General features: G+C 62.5%; 16 protein-coding genes. All 16 read left to right on the top strand.

Features of this window, described 5'->3' with window-relative positions; all coding sequences use genetic code 11:
• Nucleotides 1-153 precede the first annotated feature (153 nt).
• The 16 genes from gltB (at nucleotide 154) to AC30D9_RS14795 (ending at nucleotide 19144) form a co-directional block, all read left to right on the top strand.
• Nucleotides 154-4602: a glutamate synthase large subunit gene (gltB, locus tag AC30D9_RS14720; protein ID WP_490144279.1), complete on the top strand. Its 4449-nt coding sequence runs from the start codon at nucleotides 154-156 to the stop codon at nucleotides 4600-4602.
• Between the two features lie 33 nt (nucleotides 4603-4635).
• On the top strand, nucleotides 4636-6054 hold the full coding sequence (locus AC30D9_RS14725; protein WP_490144280.1) for an FAD-dependent oxidoreductase: 1419 nt from the start codon (nucleotides 4636-4638) through the stop codon (nucleotides 6052-6054).
• Nucleotides 6055-6306: 252 nt separating this feature from the next.
• Nucleotides 6307-7374 carry a uroporphyrinogen decarboxylase gene (gene hemE, locus AC30D9_RS14730; protein ID WP_134922521.1) on the top strand — a complete coding sequence of 356 codons (1068 nt, stop codon included), beginning with the start codon at nucleotides 6307-6309 and terminating at the stop codon, nucleotides 7372-7374.
• Nucleotides 7375-7715: 341 nt separating this feature from the next.
• Entirely contained in the window at nucleotides 7716-9179 is a 1464-nt protein-coding gene (gbpA, locus tag AC30D9_RS14735) for an N-acetylglucosamine-binding protein GbpA (protein WP_490144281.1), read from the top strand.
• A 62-nt stretch (nucleotides 9180-9241) separates the two neighbouring features.
• The gene (locus tag AC30D9_RS14740; protein WP_490144282.1) at nucleotides 9242-9790 is read left to right on the top strand and encodes a cytochrome b; all 549 of its coding nucleotides are present in this window, start codon (nucleotides 9242-9244) and stop codon (nucleotides 9788-9790) included.
• Nucleotides 9787-10311, top strand: a complete 525-nt coding sequence (locus AC30D9_RS14745; RefSeq protein WP_490144283.1) for a type II secretion system protein N — start codon at nucleotides 9787-9789, stop codon at nucleotides 10309-10311. The genes AC30D9_RS14740 and AC30D9_RS14745 overlap by 4 nt, the downstream gene beginning before the upstream one ends.
• Nucleotides 10312-10319: 8 nt before the next feature.
• Complete coding sequence (gene gspD, locus AC30D9_RS14750) at nucleotides 10320-12236, top strand: type II secretion system secretin GspD (RefSeq protein ID WP_245150886.1); 1917 nt, start codon at nucleotides 10320-10322, stop codon at nucleotides 12234-12236.
• The gene (gspE, locus tag AC30D9_RS14755) at nucleotides 12233-13705 is read left to right on the top strand and encodes a type II secretion system ATPase GspE (protein WP_490144284.1); all 1473 of its coding nucleotides are present in this window, start codon (nucleotides 12233-12235) and stop codon (nucleotides 13703-13705) included. The genes gspD and gspE overlap by 4 nt, the downstream gene beginning before the upstream one ends.
• Nucleotides 13706-13709: 4 nt before the next feature.
• On the top strand, nucleotides 13710-14918 hold the full coding sequence (gene gspF, locus AC30D9_RS14760) for a type II secretion system inner membrane protein GspF (protein WP_307573652.1): 1209 nt from the start codon (nucleotides 13710-13712) through the stop codon (nucleotides 14916-14918).
• A gap of 3 nt (nucleotides 14919-14921) precedes the next feature.
• Nucleotides 14922-15377 (top strand): type II secretion system major pseudopilin GspG, encoded by a 456-nt coding sequence (gene gspG, locus AC30D9_RS14765; protein ID WP_307573654.1) that lies wholly within the window; start codon nucleotides 14922-14924, stop codon nucleotides 15375-15377.
• Nucleotides 15378-15379: 2 nt separating this feature from the next.
• Nucleotides 15380-15847, top strand: a complete 468-nt coding sequence (gspH, locus tag AC30D9_RS14770; RefSeq protein WP_307573656.1) for a type II secretion system minor pseudopilin GspH — start codon at nucleotides 15380-15382, stop codon at nucleotides 15845-15847.
• Nucleotides 15840-16226, top strand: coding sequence for a type II secretion system minor pseudopilin GspI (gene gspI, locus AC30D9_RS14775; RefSeq protein WP_134922530.1), 387 nt, complete (start codon nucleotides 15840-15842; stop codon nucleotides 16224-16226). The genes gspH and gspI overlap by 8 nt, the downstream gene beginning before the upstream one ends.
• Entirely contained in the window at nucleotides 16219-16752 is a 534-nt protein-coding gene (locus tag AC30D9_RS14780; RefSeq protein ID WP_490144285.1) for a type II secretion system protein GspJ, read from the top strand. Before gspI ends, AC30D9_RS14780 begins: the two co-directional genes overlap by 8 nt.
• Nucleotides 16749-17594, top strand: coding sequence for a type II secretion system protein GspK (locus AC30D9_RS14785; protein WP_134922532.1), 846 nt, complete (start codon nucleotides 16749-16751; stop codon nucleotides 17592-17594). Before AC30D9_RS14780 ends, AC30D9_RS14785 begins: the two co-directional genes overlap by 4 nt.
• On the top strand, nucleotides 17595-18698 hold the full coding sequence (gspL, locus tag AC30D9_RS14790; RefSeq protein ID WP_490144286.1) for a type II secretion system protein GspL: 1104 nt from the start codon (nucleotides 17595-17597) through the stop codon (nucleotides 18696-18698). It abuts the gene before it with no gap.
• Complete coding sequence (locus tag AC30D9_RS14795) at nucleotides 18698-19144, top strand: type II secretion system protein M (protein WP_490144287.1); 447 nt, start codon at nucleotides 18698-18700, stop codon at nucleotides 19142-19144. The genes gspL and AC30D9_RS14795 overlap by 1 nt, the downstream gene beginning before the upstream one ends.
• The last annotated feature ends 43 nt before the right edge of the window (nucleotides 19145-19187 follow it).

Here is a 19187-nt window from a genome sequence, read left to right on the forward strand (position 1 = left end):
AGTTCGTCGTCAAATTTGTGAGCCTCTGTGTCGGTGTGTACAATGACCTCCCTTTTGCCCCCGCAAAGCTGGCGTACGTTCGGCGCGGCATGCAACTGGTTGAATTGAAAAGAAATTTGCCTCGATTAGAGGCAGCCTGGTGAGAAAGTGTCTATGAAAGCAGGTCTGTACCAACCAGATGAATTCAAGGATAACTGCGGTTTCGGCCTGATAGCCCATATGCAGGGCGAGCCCAGTCATACCCTTTTGCAAACGGCCATCGAGGCCCTGACCTGCATGACCCACCGCGGTGGGATCAACGCCGACGGCAAGACCGGTGACGGTTGCGGCTTGCTGATTCAAAAGCCTGACGAGTTCCTGCGTGCCATTGCCCAGGAAACGTTCGGCGTGACCCTGCCCAAGCAGTATGCCGTGGGCATGGTGTTCTTCAACCAGGATCCGGTGAAGGCTGAGGCGGCTCGCGAGAACATGAACCGCGAGATCCTGGCCGCCGGCCTGCAACTGGTGGGCTGGCGCAAAGTGCCAATCGACACCAGCGTCCTCGGCCGCCTGGCCCTCGAGCGCCTGCCCCAGATCGAGCAGGTGTTCATCGCCGGCGATGGCCTGAGCGACCAAGAGATGTCGATCAAGCTGTTCAGCTCTCGTCGTCGTTCGTCCGTGGCCAACGCCGCTGACACCGATCACTACATCTGCAGCTTTTCCCACAAGACCATCATTTATAAAGGCCTGATGATGCCGGCGGACCTCACCGCCTTCTATCCGGACCTGAGCGACGAGCGCCTGAAAACCGCGATCTGCGTGTTCCACCAGCGCTTCTCCACCAATACCCTGCCGAAATGGCCGCTGGCGCAGCCATTCCGCTTCCTCGCCCACAACGGCGAGATCAACACCATCACCGGCAACCGCAACTGGGCCGTGGCCCGGCGCACCAAGTTCGCCAACGACCTGATGCCGGACCTCGAAGAGCTCGGCCCGCTGGTCAATCGCGTCGGCTCGGACTCCTCGAGCATGGACAACATGCTGGAACTGATGGTGACCGGTGGCATCGACCTGTTCCGCGGCGTGCGCATGCTGGTGCCGCCGGCGTGGCAGAACGTCGAGACCATGGACCCGGACCTGCGGGCCTTCTACGAATACAACTCCATGCACATGGAGCCGTGGGACGGCCCGGCCGGTATCGTCATGACCGACGGTCGCTACGCCGTGTGCCTGCTGGACCGTAACGGTCTGCGTCCGGCGCGCTGGGTCACCACTACCAACGGTTTCATTACCCTGGCTTCGGAAATCGGTGTCTGGAACTACCAGCCCGAAGATGTCATCGCCAAGGGCCGTGTAGGCCCGGGCCAGATCTTTGCCGTGGATACCGAAACCGGCCAGATCCTCGACACCGATGCGATCGATAACCGCCTCAAGTCCCGTCATCCGTACAAGCAATGGCTGCGCAAGAATGCCCTGCGCATCCAGGCGACCATGGAAGACAACGACCATGGCTCGGCTTTTTACGACGTCGATCAGCTCAAGCAGTACATGAAGATGTACCAGGTGACGTTCGAAGAGCGTGACCAGGTGCTGCGTCCGCTCGGCGAGCAGGGCTACGAAGCGGTCGGCTCCATGGGCGACGACACGCCGATGGCCGTGCTGTCCCAGCGCGTGCGCACGCCGTACGACTATTTCCGCCAGCAGTTCGCCCAGGTGACCAACCCGCCGATCGACCCGCTGCGTGAAGCGATCGTCATGTCCCTGGAGATCTGCCTCGGTGCCGAGCGCAACATTTTCCAGGAGTCGCCGGAGCACGCCTCGCGGGTGATCCTCAGCTCGCCGGTCATTTCCCCGGCCAAGTGGCGCTCGTTGACCAACCTCGACCGTCCGGGCTTCGCCCGCCAGGTCATCGACCTGAACTACGACGAAAGCGTCGGCCTGGAAGCGGCGATCCGCAACGTTGCCGACCAGGCTGAAGAAGCCGCGCGCGCCGGGCGTACCCAGATCGTGCTGAGCGACCGTTACATCGCGCCGGGCAAGCTGCCGATCCACGCCTCGCTGGCCACCGGTGCGGTGCACCATCGCCTGACCGAAAAAGGCCTGCGCTGCGACTCCAACATCCTGGTGGAAACCGCCACCGCCCGCGATCCGCATCACTTCGCGGTGCTGATCGGTTTCGGTGCCTCGGCGGTGTATCCGTTCCTGGCCTACGAAGTGCTGGGTGACCTGATCCGTACCGGTGAAGTGCTGGGCGACCTCTACGAGGTATTCAAGAACTACCGCAAGGGCATCACCAAGGGCCTGCTCAAGATCCTGTCGAAGATGGGCATCTCGACCATCGCCTCGTATCGCGGCGCGCAATTGTTCGAGGCCATCGGCCTGTCCGAAGAAGTCTGCGAGCTGAGCTTCCGTGGCGTGCCGAGCCGCATCAAGGGTGCGCGTTTCGTCGACATCGAAGCCGAGCAGAAAGCCCTGGCAGCCGAAGCCTGGAGCCCGCGCAAGCCGATCCAGCAGGGCGGCCTGTTGAAGTTCGTCCATGGCGGCGAATACCACGCCTACAACCCGGATGTGGTCAACACCTTGCAAGCGGCCGTGCAACAGGGCGACTACAGCAAGTTCAAGGAATACACCTCGCTGGTGGACAACCGTCCGGTGTCGATGATCCGCGACCTGCTCAAGGTCAAGACCCTCGACACGCCGCTGGACATCAGTGAAGTGGAGCCGCTGGAATCGGTGCTCAAGCGTTTCGATTCCGCCGGTATCTCCCTCGGCGCCCTGTCCCCGGAAGCTCACGAAGCCTTGGCCGAAGCCATGAACCGCCTCGGTGCGCGTTCCAACTCCGGTGAAGGCGGCGAAGACCCGGCGCGCTACGGCACCATCAAGAGTTCGAAAATCAAGCAGGTCGCCACTGGCCGCTTCGGTGTGACGCCGGAATACCTGGTCAACGCTGAAGTGCTGCAAATCAAGGTGGCCCAGGGCGCCAAGCCCGGTGAGGGCGGCCAACTGCCCGGTGGCAAGGTCAACGGCCTGATCGCCAAGCTGCGTTATGCCGTGCCTGGCGTGACCCTGATCTCGCCGCCGCCGCATCACGACATCTACTCGATCGAAGACCTGTCGCAACTGATCTTCGACCTCAAGCAGGTGAACCCGCAGGCGCTGGTCTCGGTGAAACTGGTGGCGGAAGCGGGCGTGGGTACCATTGCCGCCGGTGTGGCCAAGGCCTATGCCGACCTGATCACCATCTCCGGCTACGACGGCGGTACCGGCGCCTCGCCGCTGACCTCGATCAAGTACGCCGGGGCGCCATGGGAACTGGGCCTGGCTGAAACCCACCAGACCCTGCGTGGCAACGATTTGCGCGGCAAGGTCCGGGTGCAGACCGACGGCGGCCTGAAAACCGGCCTGGACGTGATCAAGGCCGCCATCCTCGGCGCCGAGAGCTTCGGCTTCGGCACCGCGCCGATGATCGCCCTGGGCTGCAAGTACCTGCGCATCTGTCACCTGAACAACTGCGCCACCGGCGTGGCGACCCAGAACGAAAAGCTGCGCAAGGACCACTACATCGGTACCGTCGACATGGTGGTGAATTTCTTCACCTACGTGGCCGAAGAGACCCGTGAGTGGCTGGCGAAGCTGGGCGTGCGCTCGCTCGAGGAGCTGATCGGCCGTACCGACCTGCTGGAAGTCATCGAAGGCCAGACCGCCAAGCAGCACCACCTGGACCTGACCCCATTGCTGGGCAGCGATCACATTCCGGCGGACAAGCCACAGTTCTGCCAGGTCGACCGCAACCCGCCATTCGACAAGGGCGAGCTGGCCGAGAAGATGGTCGACATGGCCGCCGCGGCGATCAACGACCTGAGCGGTGCCGAGTTCGACCTGGATATCTGCAACTGCGACCGTTCCATCGGTGCGCGGATCTCCGGCGAAATCGCGCGCAAACACGGCAACCAGGGCATGGCCAAGGCGCCGATCACCTTCCGCTTCAAGGGCACCGCAGGCCAGAGCTTCGGCGTCTGGAACGCCGGTGGCTTGAACATGTACCTGGAAGGCGATGCGAACGACTACGTGGGCAAGGGCATGACCGGCGGCAAACTGGTCATCGTTCCGCCCAAGGGCAGCATCTACAAGACCCAGGACAGTGCCATCATCGGCAATACCTGCCTTTACGGCGCCACGGGCGGCAAGCTGTTTGCCGCCGGCACCGCGGGCGAGCGTTTTGCCGTGCGTAACTCCGGGGCCCACACTGTGGTGGAAGGCACCGGCGATCACTGCTGCGAGTACATGACCGGTGGTTTTGTCTGCGTGCTGGGCAAGACCGGTTATAACTTCGGCTCTGGCATGACCGGCGGTTTCGCCTACGTGCTCGACCAGGACAACACCTTCGTTGACCGGGTCAACCACGAACTGGTGGAAATCCAGCGGATCAGCGGCGAGGCGATGGAAGCCTATCGCAGCCACCTGCAAAACGTGCTGAACGAGTACGTCGCGGAAACCGACAGCGAGTGGGGTCGTGAACTCGCCGAAAACCTCGATGACTACTTGCGCCGTTTCTGGCTGGTCAAGCCCAAGGCTGCCAACCTGAAATCGTTGCTTTCCAGCACTCGTGCCAACCCGCAGTGATATGCGCCTGAAGAGTTTGATGAGGTTTTAACAATGGCTGAACGTCTGAATAACGACTTCCAGTTCATCGATGTCGGGCGCAAGGATCCGAAGAAGAAACTGTTGCGTCAACGCAAGAAAGAGTTCGTGGAAATCTATGAGCCTTTCAAACCCCAGCAGTCGGCCGACCAGGCCCATCGCTGCCTGGGTTGCGGTAACCCGTATTGCGAATGGAAGTGCCCGGTGCACAACTTCATTCCCAACTGGCTGAAACTGGTGGCTGAGGGCAACATCCTCCAGGCCGCCGAGTTGTCCCACCAGACCAACACCCTGCCGGAAGTCTGCGGCCGGGTGTGCCCGCAGGATCGCCTGTGTGAAGGTGCCTGCACCCTCAACGACGGTTTCGGCGCGGTGACCATCGGTTCGGTGGAGAAGTACATCACCGACACCGCGTTCGCCATGGGCTGGCGCCCGGACATGTCCAAGGTCAAGCCGACCGGCAAGCGTGTGGCGGTCATCGGTGCCGGCCCGGCGGGCCTGGGCTGTGCCGACGTGTTGGTGCGTGGCGGCGTGACCCCGGTGGTGTTCGACAAGAACCCGGAAATCGGCGGCCTGCTGACCTTCGGCATTCCCGAGTTCAAGCTGGAAAAGACCGTGCTGAGCAATCGCCGCGAAGTCTTCACCGGCATGGGCATCGAGTTCCGCCTGAACACCGAGGTGGGCAAGGACGTGACCATGGAGCAACTGCTCGAAGAATACGACGCGGTATTCATGGGCATGGGCACCTACACCTACATGAAGGGCGGCTTCGCCGGCGAGGACTTGCCAGGCGTCTATGACGCACTCGACTTCCTGATCGCCAACGTCAACCGTAACCTGGGCTTTGAAAAGTCGCCGGAAGATTTCGTCGACATGAAAGGCAAGAAGGTCGTGGTACTCGGTGGCGGCGACACGGCGATGGACTGCAACCGCACCTCGATTCGCCAGGGCGCCAAGTCGGTGACCTGCGCCTACCGTCGTGACGAAGCCAACATGCCCGGCTCGCGCAAAGAGGTGAAGAACGCCAAGGAAGAAGGCGTGAAGTTCCTCTACAACCGCCAGCCGATCGCCATTGTCGGCGAAGACAAGGTCGAAGGCGTGAAGGTGGTCGAGACCCGTCTCGGCGAGCCGGACGCCCGCGGCCGCCGCAGCCCCGAGCCGATCCCCGGTTCCGAAGAGATCATCCCGGCCGACGCCGTGGTCATCGCCTTCGGCTTCCGCCCGAGCCCGGCCTCGTGGTTCGAGCAGTTCAGCATCCAGACCGACAGCCAGGGCCGCGTCGTGGCCCCGGAACAGGGCCAGTACAAGCACCAGACCAGCAACCCGAAGATCTTCGCCGGTGGCGACATGGTCCGTGGTTCCGACCTGGTGGTGACAGCGATCTTCGAAGGCCGCAATGCGGCGGAAGGGATCCTGGATTACCTGGGGGTCTGATCATTTCCTGAATTGGAATGCGATCAAATGTGGGAGCGAGCTTGCTCGCGAAGAGGGAGTGTCAGTCGACGGATTTGTTGCCTGCCACACCGCATTCGCGAGCAAGCCCGCTCCCACATTGGTTTCAAGGTGTTGTTGAAACCAGCGTACCTACCGCGACAAATTGCCCCGATAGATAAAAGGCACGGCTCTTGCCGTGCCTTTTGCCTCGCGCTCTGAGAAAATGCCCGCACTTTTTTTCCGGATGCCGACATGACTGCCCTGAAGAACGACCGTTTCCTTCGCGCCCTGCTCAAGCAACCCGTAGACGTCACCCCGGTGTGGATGATGCGCCAGGCCGGTCGCTACCTGCCGGAGTACCGCGCCAGTCGCGCCAAGGCCGGTGACTTCATGAGCCTGTGCATGAACCCCCAGTTCGCTTGCGAAGTGACGATGCAGCCGCTGGATCGCTACCCACAGCTGGACGCAGCGATCCTGTTCTCCGACATCCTCACCATTCCCGACGCCATGGGCCAGGGCCTGTACTTCGAGACTGGCGAAGGTCCGCGTTTCAAGAAAGTCGTCAGCACCCTCGCGGACATCGAAGCCCTGCCGATTCCCGACCCGCAGAAGGACCTGGGCTACGTCATGGACGCAGTCAGCACCATCCGCCGTGAACTCAACGGTCGCGTGCCGCTGATCGGCTTCTCTGGCAGCCCATGGACCCTGGCCACCTACATGGTCGAAGGCGGCTCGTCGAAGGACTTCCGCAAGACCAAGGCGATGCTCTACGACAACCCGCAAGCCATGCACCTGTTGCTGGACAAACTGGCCCAGTCGGTCACCTCGTACCTCAACGGGCAGATCCTGGCCGGTGCGCAAGCGGTGCAGATCTTCGACACCTGGGGTGGCAACCTGTCGGCGGCGGCGTACCAGGAGTTTTCCCTGGCCTACATGCGCAAGATCGTCAGCGGCCTGATTCGCGAGCATGAAGGTCGTAAGGTGCCGGTGATCCTGTTCACCAAAAACGGCGGCCTGTGGCTGGAAAGCCTCGCCGATGCCGGCGCCGACGCCCTGGGCCTGGACTGGACCTGCGACATTGGCAACGCTCGCGAGCGCGTCGGTCATAAAGTCGCCTTGCAAGGCAACATGGACCCGACCGTGCTCTACGCCAAGCCCGAAGCCATCCGCGCTGAAGTCGGGCGCATCCTCGCCAGCTACGGCAGCGGCAGCGGCCATGTGTTCAACCTCGGTCATGGCATCACCCCGGAAGTCGACCCTGAACACGCCGGTGCCTTCCTGCGAGCGGTGCATGAGTTGTCGGCGCAATACCACCAGTAATCGCAACCCTGCGTCACCCAGCCTGTCCGGACCCGTGCCGGACAGGCTTTTTCTTGCCCTGTTGTTTATTTGTTCAATATGAAACTCGTTAGTTGTTTTGTATGAAGTATCTGTTTGTGTTTGTTTGATAGCTATTTCTATTCGTAAGAAGTTTCTCGAACTATGTAAAGGAAATAGCTTCACAGATCATTCCTTCTGGTTTGAGAGATTTTTCCTACATAGGAAATATTCAACTTTCTATAAGGTTCGGCGCTTGTTAGGTTCAGCGCTGAACGATCCAGCGCACCTTTCAAGATGACGGTGATACGTCTTTCAATCTCGATGAGTAGTCTGGAATTTATATGAACAACAACTTCAAGAAGAACAGTGTGTTAACGGGGTGTGCTTCGTCGTTAGTTCTGTTATCGGCAATGGTGGCTTCCCAGAGTGTGTTTGCCCACGGTTTCGTCGAAGTGCCGCCTTCCCGTGCGCTGCTGTGCCAGAAAGGTATCAACAAGAACTGCGGCGGCGCGCAATACGAGCCGCATAGTACCGGCGAGACCTTCAAGGGCTTCCCGAATGGAGCCGGTGGCGGGCCGCTGCAAGGCCCTATCGACGGCAAAATCGCCAGCGGCGGCAACGCCAACTTTTCTGCTCTCGATGCGCAATCTTCTTCGCGCTGGCACCTGACCGAAATCAGGGACCGCAACATTGCCTTTCAATGGCAATACATCGCGGCGCACCGGACGAGCAAACACGAATATTTCATTACCCGCGACGATTGGAAACCGAACCAAGTGCTCAAGCGCACCTCGTTCGACAGCACGCCGTTCTGTACGGTGGAGGGCGGTCATCAAATTCCGGTAGGCGGTGCTCCGCACAACTGCGTCATTCCTGACAGCAAAACGGGTCATCACGTCATCCTGGCCGTCTGGACTGTGGGCGACACCGATAACGCGTTCTACAACCCGGTGGATGTGAACATTCTCGCCGAAGCCGCATTACCGGGCGGCTGGTTGCCGGTGGGCAGCATTACAGGATCGACCCCGTTGCTGGCGGGTGACAAGGTCAAGGCCCGGGCATTCTCCGCCACCGGCGAAAATGCGCAGTACAGCGTAGAAATCAGCATCGACAACGCTGAAGAAGGCAAGCCTGAGAATTGGTCGTTCAAATTGGCCGAAGCCATCAACAACGCCCATGCCCTGATTCGTGCCGGTATTCGTGACGAAGACGGCAATATCGCCCCGGTCAAGGGTACCAACAGGCTGTACGCCCAGAAAGAAAGCGGTGTGACCGGCTATCAAGTGCAACTGGACATGCAGGAAGACGCCAACGCCAGCATGGAACTGTCCCCCCTGCAACCAGAGTACGTACTCGACAAAGGTCGGGTCAGTATGGTGCTCACCGCGCAGACAAACCGCAGGATGAACCTTGAAGCCACGTTGTTCGATGAGAAGGACAAGCAGTTGGCTGTCGCGCAAGCCGTAGGTGAAGGCAGTACCGGCCTGAGCCTGGACGTGCGCAGCAACCCTGGCGTGCACACCCTGACGCTGGTGGGCACCACCGAAGACGGCCGCACCACGCGCCAGGAGACCCAGACGGTCACCCTGACCGGTGAGGGCGCCGGCATCGAATACGACTTCGTGTTCCCTGACGGCCTTGGCGACTACACCGTCGGCACGAAAGTGCTGCAGTCCAAGACCGACGAAGTCTTCGAGTGCAAGCCGTTCCCTGCGTCCGGCTTCTGCAACCAGTACAGCCAGTCGGCGAACGCTTTCGAACCGGGTGTCGGTGCGTCCTGGGAAAGCGCCTGGGACAAGCTGTAAGTCCTGACAGGCATGGCCCCAGGCAACCCGCGGGTTGCCTGGGGCCTTCAGACGAGGGCGCAATGATGCCTATCAACTATTCCAGGCGACGGGTGCTGCTGCACTGGCTGTCGGCGATCATTATCTTATGGGCGTTGGCGTCCGGGTTTTATGTGGCGTTCAACCCGGTGTCAGCTTCGACCGAGCAGTGGGTCGGGTCACTCAATGTGTCGCTGACCACGCTGTTCATTCCGTTTTTCGTGTGGCGGACCTGGTTGTTCTTTTGCGAGCGGGAGCCCCGTGGGGCAGCGCTTTCATTGAACAAGAGGCTGGCCCTGGCGGTGCATACGCTGATCTACCTGACTATCGGTGTCGTTCTGGTGACTGGCGTGCTGATGATGAAAAGCGCCATCAGTGTCTTCGGCCTCGTTCGCTTCCCTCAACCATTGGCTGATCCGGCGCTGATCGAGCTGGCCAACACCCTCCATACCCTGTCTTGCGTGGTGCTTTCGATGCTGATTGCGCTGCACCTGTGCGCGGTGCTCTGGCATGAGTTTTCCGGGCGCAGGGTGGTACGGCGAATGTCTTTCGCCAAGCCTGCGGGCGCGATGGGCCGGAGCGCGCAAGGGTGAGCCGGTCTTTTCTTGGTCGCCGCCTGCCGAAGCTGCTGCTGTTACTCGTGCCGCTGCTATACGGGGTATTGCTGGCCGGACAGGAGTGGCGCTTTCGCCAGGGATTGGGCCGTGATGTGCCAGTGCTGGCCGACCCGCCGGTGGTGCCGGTTCGCGACCTGCCCAACGTGCAAGCCGTGACGACCGTGCTTGGCCTGGCACCTGAAGGTGTCCAGGCGCCAAGCGCCGAGCCGATTACGTTGCAGGCCAGTTTTGTCGCCGGCGAAGGCTTGTCGCGGGCGTTGCTGGCGGACGCCGCCGGCCCGCGCATTTACCAGGTGGGCGAGCGCTTGCCCGGTGGCAGCGTGCTGCGCCGGGTCGAGGCCAGCCATGTGACGTTGTGGCGCAACGGCCGTGAAGAACGGTTGGCCTTGCAGCAAGCGGTCAAGCCCTTGCTGCGCCGGCTGGATCTCGAAGACGGGCGCCATGCCACGCTTCATTCCTCGCAATACCTACGCCCGGTGGCCGGGCAATCAGAGTGATCGAATTCATGAACAGCTTTATCCGAGGCCGTGTGTCATGCGTCCTGTTCGGCCTTGTCGCGGCCTGTCCGTTGATGTTCCCCGGTTCGTTGCGGGCCGAGGAGACCCAATGGCAACTGGCGATGAACAATGCGGAACTGCGCGATGTGGTCGAGGAGTTCTCCGCGATCCTGGGCAAGACCGTGGTGCTCGATCCCCGGGTGTCAGGGCGCATTACGGTCATGTCCCGCCAGGCGCTGGACCGCGAGGGTGTGCGTCGGTTGTTCTATTCGGTACTCGACGCACACAACTTCACTGTGATCGACGAAGGCGAGCGGATCCTCATCACCCCGGTCAGCGATGCCAAGACGCGAGCCGGCGTCACGGATGTAAAAAGCGCCACACCGTCGCAGTTCGTCACCCGGGTCCTCGACTTGCAATCGAGTATCGCCGCCGACGTCGCCGGGTTGGTCCGGCCCCTGGTGTCAGGCAGTGGTTACGTCGGCCCTTCGGTATCGTCCAATGCCCTGGTGGTGACCGACACCGCCGCCAATGTCCAGCGCATCGCCGAAGTGGTTCGGCAACTGGACTCAGGGCGCAACCGTAATCATGTGGTGGTGCGGTTGCAGCATGCCCAGGCTGGGGATATCGCACCGCTGATGGAGGCCTCCGGTGGCAAGCGCGAGGGCGAAACGGCGGGCCTGGTGATCGCCGATGCCCGCAGCAATCGATTGGTGATCATCGGCGCGCCAGCGGTGCGCCAGCGCCTGGTCGATCTGGCCCGGACCCTCGACGTCCCGGCCGCGACATCCCAGGACAACGCCCGGGTCATCCGCCTGCGCCATAGCGATGCCAAGCAACTGGCCGAGGTGCTGGAGGCTGTCGGTCAGGATAAGAAAACCACGCCGGCACTGACCGGCCTGCGGGAAACTGCCGCCACCAGCCCGTTCATGATCAAGGCCGATGAAAGCCAGAATGCCCTCGTGCTGATCGCCGAACCTGCTCAGGTCCGCATCATCGAGAACATCGTTCGTGAATTGGACCAGCCCCGGGCCCAGGTGCTCATTCATGCGGCCATCGTCGAGGTCACCGGCGACATTTCCGAAGCGCTGGGGGTGCAGTGGGGTCTGGAGAGCGGCAGTGCGACAGGGGCGATCAACTTTCCGGGAACCGACATCCCGATCATCGGGTTGGACCTCAATAAGCTGGATAAAAAGACCGAGGGCGCGTTCCTGCGCCTGGGTGGCGACCGCTTCAGTGCGCTGGTCTCGGCGCTGGCGAGCGATACCCACAGCAACCTGCTTTCCACCCCCAGCTTGCTGACCCTGGATAACCAGGAAGCGGAAATCATCGTCGGCCAGAACGTCCCGTTCAAAACGGGCTCCTACGCCACCAGTGGCAACGGTGCGGACAATCCGTTCACCACCGTGGAGCGCAAGGACGTCGGCATCAGCCTCAAGGTCAAGCCCTACATCAACGAAGGTTCGACCTTGCGCCTTGAAGTCGAGCAGGAAGTTTCGGACATCGCGCCGTCTGTCTCCGGTGTGGATTCCTCCGACCTGATCACCAACAAGCGCGCCTTGAAGAGCACGATCCTGGCGGACGATGGCGAGATCATCGTGATCGGCGGGCTGATCCGCGACAGTGTCCGCACCCAGCAAAGCGGTGTTCCTTTGCTGCGCAGTATTCCGTACCTGGGCGCGTTGTTTCGCTGGAACCGCGACACCCAGACCAAAAGCAACCTGATGGTGTTCCTGCGCCCGACCATCGTGCGCAGCAACGAAGACCTGGCCGAGGTCAGCCGCCAGCGCTACGACGCGCTCCGGGACCTGAGCAAACCCGGCTCGCGGAAAAACAACTCGCTGTTGTTGCCCCGGGATGCCCGCCAGTTGTTCGACTCATCCACGGATGCGGCCGATCCGCCACAGCGTTCGGGGGCCCTGTGACGGACTCGCAGGCCCCGTTGCCCTTTGGTTTCGCCAGGCGTTTCGGTGTGCTGCTCGAAGGCGCGGGGCCGACCTTGACCCTGGTGATGCGCGGCGATACGCCGCTGACCGCCGTGGCGGAAGTGCGGCGCCTGTGCGGTCGGGATTTGCCCATCCAGGTGCTGGAGCCGGCGCCGTTCGCTGCGCGCCTGGCCAACGTCTATCGTCAGGGCCAGAGTGCCGCCGAGCAGGTGGCCCAGGGCCTGGACGAAGAACTGGACCTGCTCAGCCTCGCCGACCAGATGCCGCAGACCACCGACTTGCTGGAGCAACAAGGTGATGCGCCGATCATCCGGCTGATCAACGCCCTGCTCAGCGAGGCGGTCCGCGAACACGCCTCGGACGTGCACCTGGAAACGTTCGAGCAATACCTGTCGGTACGCATGCGCATCGACGGTCAGTTGCAGGAAATGCTGCGTCCGCGTCGGGAGTTGGCGAATCTGCTGGTATCGCGGATCAAGGTCATGGCCCGTTTGGACATCGCCGAAAAGCGCGTGCCCCAGGACGGGCGAATGGCCTTGCGGCTGGCCGGGCACGAAGTCGATGTGCGGGTCTCGACCTTGCCGTCGGCCCATGGCGAGCGCGTGGTGTTGCGTCTGCTCGACAAGCAGGCCGGACGCCTGGACCTGCAACGCCTGGGCCTGCCCGACGACACCCTGGCCGGGCTGCGCCAATTGCTCGGCAAACCCCACGGCATCGTGTTGGTGACCGGGCCCACGGGCTCGGGCAAAACCACCAGCCTGTACGCGGCGATGAGCAGCATCAACGACCAGAGCCGCAACATCCTCACCGTCGAAGACCCGATCGAATATCACCTGCCGGGCATCGGCCAGATGCCGGTCAATCCGAAAGTCGACATGACCTTCGCCCGTGGCCTGCGGGCCATTTTGCGCCAGGATCCGGATGTGGTGATGGTCGGTGAAATCCGCGATCGCGAGACCGCCGAGATCGCCGTCCAGGCGTCCCTGACCGGGCACCTGGTGCTCTCGACCCTGCACACCAATACCGCCGTCGGCGCGGTCACGCGGCTGGTGGACATGGGCGTGGATGCCTATCTGCTGGCCTCGTCCCTGGCCGGCATCGTCGCCCAGCGCTTGTTGCGCACCTTGTGCCCGTTCTGCAAGACGCCCTATGTGGCCGACGCCGCCACTTGTCTGCGCCTGGGTCTTGAAGCCGACGCCGCGCCACGGCTGTTCAAGGCCCAAGGCTGCACTCAATGCCAGAAAGGTTATCGCGGGCGCATCGGTATTTACGAACTGGTGAATGTCAGTGCCGCGTTGTCGCAGCTGATTCACGAGGGCGCCACCGAGCAGGCGTTGGCTTCTGAGGCGCGCAAGACTTCCCGCAGCCTGTTCCAGGACGGGCGCCAGCGGGTTCTCGCAGGCCTGACCAGCGTCGATGAACTGCTGCGCATCACCCAGGAGGATTAGCGTCATGCCGACCTTCGACTACCGGGCCGAAGATGCCCAGGGCCGACGCTGCAAGGGCCGGGTGGAAGGCGACAGCCCCCGCCATGCCCGTCAGTTATTGCGCGAGCGCGGTTTGCTGCCCAGCGAGCTGCGTGAAGCCGGGGAGTCGCGAACCTTTGGCATCCGGCCTGCGGGGGGACGTTTGAGCCCGGCTGACCTGGCGTTGCTGACGTTGCAGCTTTCCACCTTGATCCAGGCCGGCCTGCCCCTCGAAGAAGCCCTGGGGGCGGTGGCGCAACAGAGCCAGAAGCGCCGTGTCGTCCACTTGCTGTCGGCAGTGCGCAGCCGAGTGATGGAAGGTCACGCCTTGGCGACGGCCCTGGGGGCATTTCCCCAAGCCTTCCCCGAGCTGTTTTGCGCCACCGTTGCCGCTGGTGAGCAATCCGGCCACTTGGGCCAGGTGCTGGAGCAACTGGCGAACTACACCCAGGCGCGCCAGGCGTCGCGCCAGCGCATTCAACTGGCGTTGGTGTATCCGCTGATCCTGATGCTGGCCTGCGTCGCGATTGTCGCGTTCCTGCTGGGCTACGTGGTGCCGGATGTGGTGAAGATTTTCGTCGACAGTGGCCAGCCGCTGCCTTGGCTGACCCAGGCGCTGATCGCGCTGAGCGATGGCTTGCGCCGCTATGGCCTGCTGCTGTTCGGGGCTTTGGCCGGATTGCTCGGGCTGTGGCGCTGGAGCCTGCGCCAACCGGCGTGGCGCCTGCGTTGGCATCGCTTGTTGCTCAGGCTGCCGTTGTTGGGCGAGGTGCTGCGGGCGATGGAAGCGGCCCGCTTCGCCAGCACCCTGGCGATCCTGAGCAAGAGCGCGGTGCCTTTGGTGGACGCCTTGCACATCGCCGCGCAGGTGATCGGCAACCTGACCATTCGTGGGCGCATGGCCGACGTTGCTCGTTCGGTGCGCGAGGGCGGGACCCTGACCCGTGGCCTGGAGCTCGGCGGGGATATCCCGCCGCTGATGCTGCACATGATTGCCAGCGGCGAACGCGCCGGCGAACTCGAGAGCATGTTGGCCCGCGCCGCCGAACAACAGGAGGCCAGCCTCGCGGCGCGCATCGCGCTGGTGGTGAGCCTTTTCGAACCGGCCATGTTGGTGCTGATGGGCGGCGTCGTGCTGCTGATCGTCATGGCCATTCTGCTTCCTATCTTGAGCCTCAACCAATTGGTGAATTGACCCATGAAACTTCACAGCAACCGACCGGCATGTCCTCAGCGCGGCTTCACCCTGATCGAAATCATGGTGGTGGTGGTCATCATCGGCATCCTCGGCGCCATCGTCGTGCCGCAGTTCATGAGCCGGCCCGACCAAGCCAAGGTCACCGCCGCGCGCACGGATATCCAGGCGATTGCCACGGCCCTGGAAATGTACCGTCTCGACAACGCTCATTACCCTTCGACCCAGCAAGGCCTGGAGGCGCTGAGCAAGCGTCCGTCCGGTACGCCGGTGGCAAAGAACTGGAACCCCCAGGGTTACCTGAAAAGCCTGCCGGTCGATCCCTGGGGCACGCCCTACCAGTTTCTCAACCCTGGCCTCAAGTCACTCGATGGCGGCTATGACCTGTACTCGCTGGGTGCCGATGGCCTGCCGGGCGGCGATGGGTTTGCCGCCGATATCGGCAATTGGGCCGAGTGAACATGGGTCGTCATTTTCGGGGGTTCACCTTGCTGGAACTGATGGTCGTGATTGTGTTGATTGGCGTCGTGATGGGCATGGTCAGTCTGGCTCTCGGTCCGAGCCCGGTGCGTGAGGCCCGGCAGCAAGCCCAGGACTTCGTCCGCGTGGTACAGCAGTTGCGCGAACGCGCGGTGTTGGATGGGCTGGAGTATGGGGTGCGCATACAGCCTCGCGGTTATCAGGCGTTGCGCCTCGAGTCCCTGGGCTGGACAGCGGTGTCGGCGCTTCAGCGAATGCCTGAAAGCCTGACGCTTGGGCTGGAGCAGGACGGCCACGTCCTGACGCTCGATGATGCCCAAGGCCCGCCACAGTTGCTGATGCTCAGCAGTGACGAGATCAGTCCGTTCAGGTTGCTCATCAAAGTCGCTGGCCAGACGATCTCCCAGGTCATGAGCGATGGTTTGGCGGAGCCGCTGATCGATGGCTGACGCTCGCAGGCTGGCTGCCGATTGCCAGGGATTCACGCTGTTGGAAATCATGGTCGCGCTGGCGATTTTCGCCACGTTGGCGGCTGCGGTGCTGTCGGCCAGTCAGTTCGTGCTCAAGCAAAGCGCCGGGCTCGAGGACCGTCTGTTCAGCGCCTGGCTGGCGGACAACCAGCTCAGCGAGCTCCGCCTGCAAGCCGCTACGCCCCTTGGCACACAGCGCCTGACCCAACGCCTGGATCAGCGCGATTGGATCTTGCACCAGCGTGTCGCCCCGGCCCGCGACCCGCGTCTGCTCCAGGTCGAGATCCAGGTCAGCCGCGCCGGCAGCCCAGCTGCAGTGCATCGCACCACTGGATGGATCCGCAACCGTCATGAATAGACAGTCGGGCTTCACCTTGTTGGAGTTGGTCATCGCCATCGCCATTTTTGCCCTGCTTGGCCTGGCCAGTTGGCGCCTGTTCGACAGTGTCGTGCGCACCCAGCAGGGCGCCGGTCAACATGAGCGTGAAGTCAGGGCCTTGCAGCGCGCCGTGGGAGTCATCGAACGGGATGCGTGGCAGGTCGTTGCCGATTCCATCGTGCTCGCGTCCGGGCGCCTGCAATTGCAGCGTAGCCATTGGCCCAATCCGCTGGACCAGCCACGCAGCGAGCGGCAAACGGTGAACTATCGACTCGAGGGCGCTGTGTTGTGGCGCGACAGTCGCGGTGAAGGGCCGGTCATCGTGCAACAGCAGAAATTGCTCGAGGACGTACGCAGCCTGAGCTGGCGTGTATTCGATGCGAAACGGGGCTGGCACGGCGAAACCGTGCGCGGCAATGCGCCGCTGGCGTTGGAACTGGTGATTTCCACGGGGCGTTTCCAGCAGATCCGCCGTGTGCTGCTGTTGCCTGGTGCGTTGCCGTGAACCGACAACGGGGCGTGGCGCTGATCAGTGTGTTGTTGGTCCTGAGCCTGGCGCTGCTGCTCACCGCCGGCATGCTGCGCAGTCATCGCCTGTTGTTGCAGAGCAGCGCCCAGCAGTTGCAGCACGTCCAGCTGCGTCAATTGGGGCTGGCCGCTGAAGCCTGGGCGCAGGCGGTGTTGGAAGGTAGCGCGATCACTTCGTCCGGGCCGGTAGGCCTGAGCCAGGATTGGGCTCGGCTCGAACCTGCTTTCGAGATGGAAGACGCCGAGGTCCACATCGATATCGAGGATCTGGCCGGGCGCTTGAACCTCAATGCGCTGCTGGCCCAGGGCCAAACCGATCAAGTCACGCTCGGTCGTTGGACGCGATTGTTGGCGTTGCTGGACTTACCCGCGTTGTCATTGCCCCAGGTCGGCTCGGTGCAGGAGTTGAGTCAACTGCGCCTGCTGCCGGGCATCGACGGCCAGACGCTGCGACGCCTGGAGCCTTGGGTGGTGTTGCTGCCCAGGGAGGCCCTGTTGAATATCAATACCGCCCCGCTGCCAGTGTTGATGAGCCTGGACGGTATGGAGGATGGGCCGGCCAAAGCGTTGGTCAACCAACGTCGCCACCTGCCATTCGCCAGCGCGCAGGCCTTTACCAATGACCCGCTGTTGTCCGGATCGGACATTGGCAGCCATGGCCTGGGCGTGAGCAGCCGCTGGTTCCGAATCACCGTGAGCGTGACCCGTGCCGGCAGCCGTTTGCGCCTGGCCTCGGACATCGAGCGCGACCCCGTTAGCGGACGCTGGACGGTGACTCAGCGTCGTCTTTTACCCATCAGCCCCAGTGAGCGCCCTTAGATGAAAACCTGGCTTTACCTGACGCCCGACGGCATGGAGGCGCCTTGCGCCAACTGGCCGTGTTGCGTGTGGTCGCCCACGGGCGATCGACGCTGCCTGCCCTTGCATGAAGCCGCCGGCGAATTGCACGGGCGAGTCGTCGACGTGCTGTTGCCGATGGAAATGTGCAGCTGGCTGCGCAGCGATCCGTGGCCTTCTCGACGCCAGCCGCGACCCCAGGCCCTGGCGTTCGCCATCGAAGAACAGTTGAGTGAAAACCTCGAGACGTTGCACATCAGCGCCGGCGCGCGGGATCGTCAGCAGCGCTACCCGCTGATGGTGACCGAGCGAAGCCGGTTCCAGGCATTGCTGGCGCTGCTGGCCGCGCAAGGCGTCGATGTCCGTGCGATGCATGTCGATGCCGACCTGCTTCCCGATGACAGGGCTTTTGCGGTGCGTTGGTTCGGTCGCTGGCTGTTGGGCGGGGCGTTGCCGGCGCGGGTATCGCTGTCGGCCCGGGCCCTGGCAACGCTCAAGCCCGACTTGCCCGAGGACATTCACTGGCTGGACGAGGGACGCGATCGCGAAGGTATCGATGAGTGGCTGCTCAACGCTGGCGGACATCCCATCGACCTGTTGCAGGGCGAGTTTCGTCGACGTCGTCAGCCTTTGCCGTGGCGTGGCGTGGCGGTTGCCGCGTCGGGATTGTTATTGCTCACCTGGGCGTTCAGCGAGGCGCGCATACGATTTCTTGAAGGCGAAACTCGTTATCTGTACGCCCAGGACGAGCAGCGATTCAGGTCGCTGTATCCCGAGCAAACCCGGATCGTCGACCTGGCGGCGCAGTTCCAGGCGTTGCAGAGTCGTCGTGGGCAAAGCCAGGACACCCAGGTTGCGCGTCTGGTCCGTCTGACGGAGCAGGTCATTGGCGCGAGCAACGTCGAAGTGCAGCGCATCGATTTTCGTGAGGACGAAGGTTGGAAAATCCAACTGACCGCCAACAGCTTCGTCGAGCTCGAGCAACTGCGTGAACGCGGGCAGCAAACCGGACTGTCCGTCACCCTGGGCAGCGCCAGCAAACAGAACAACCGAGTGCAGGCCACTCTCACGCTGGAGAACAGTTGATGAACTTCAATAGCCTGATCCAGGCCTGGGGGAGGGTGTCACGTCGTGAGCAACAATCGTTGCTGGGCCTGGTCGGGCTGTTGCTGGTGGTCGTGGCCTACACCTCGATTTGGCAACCGACCCGGCAACGGCTGGAGGTTTCCGAGCGACAGTATCGCCAACAGGCTGAGCTGCACGCCCGAATCCTGCGCGCCGAACCCACCCGGGATCCGACCGCCGCGACACGCCCCTTGTCGGTGCGCGTCAATGACAGTGCGACTGCGGCGGGGTTGGATATCGCAGAGATGGAGGTCGACGGCGATTCGTTGCGACTGGCCGTCAGTGGCGATGCCAACCGGTTGCTTCAGTGGCTGGATCAGCAAGAGCGGGAGGGCGCGGCGTTGCAGTCGTTGACCCTGGAAGCGCGTGGTAGTGTGTTGGAGGCGCGGGTGGTGTTACGTCAATGATCGATCGAGTACACAGCAATTTTGGCCAGGGGTATGAGGTTTT

The organism is Pseudomonas sp. DF11 (genome assembly GCF_058148565.1).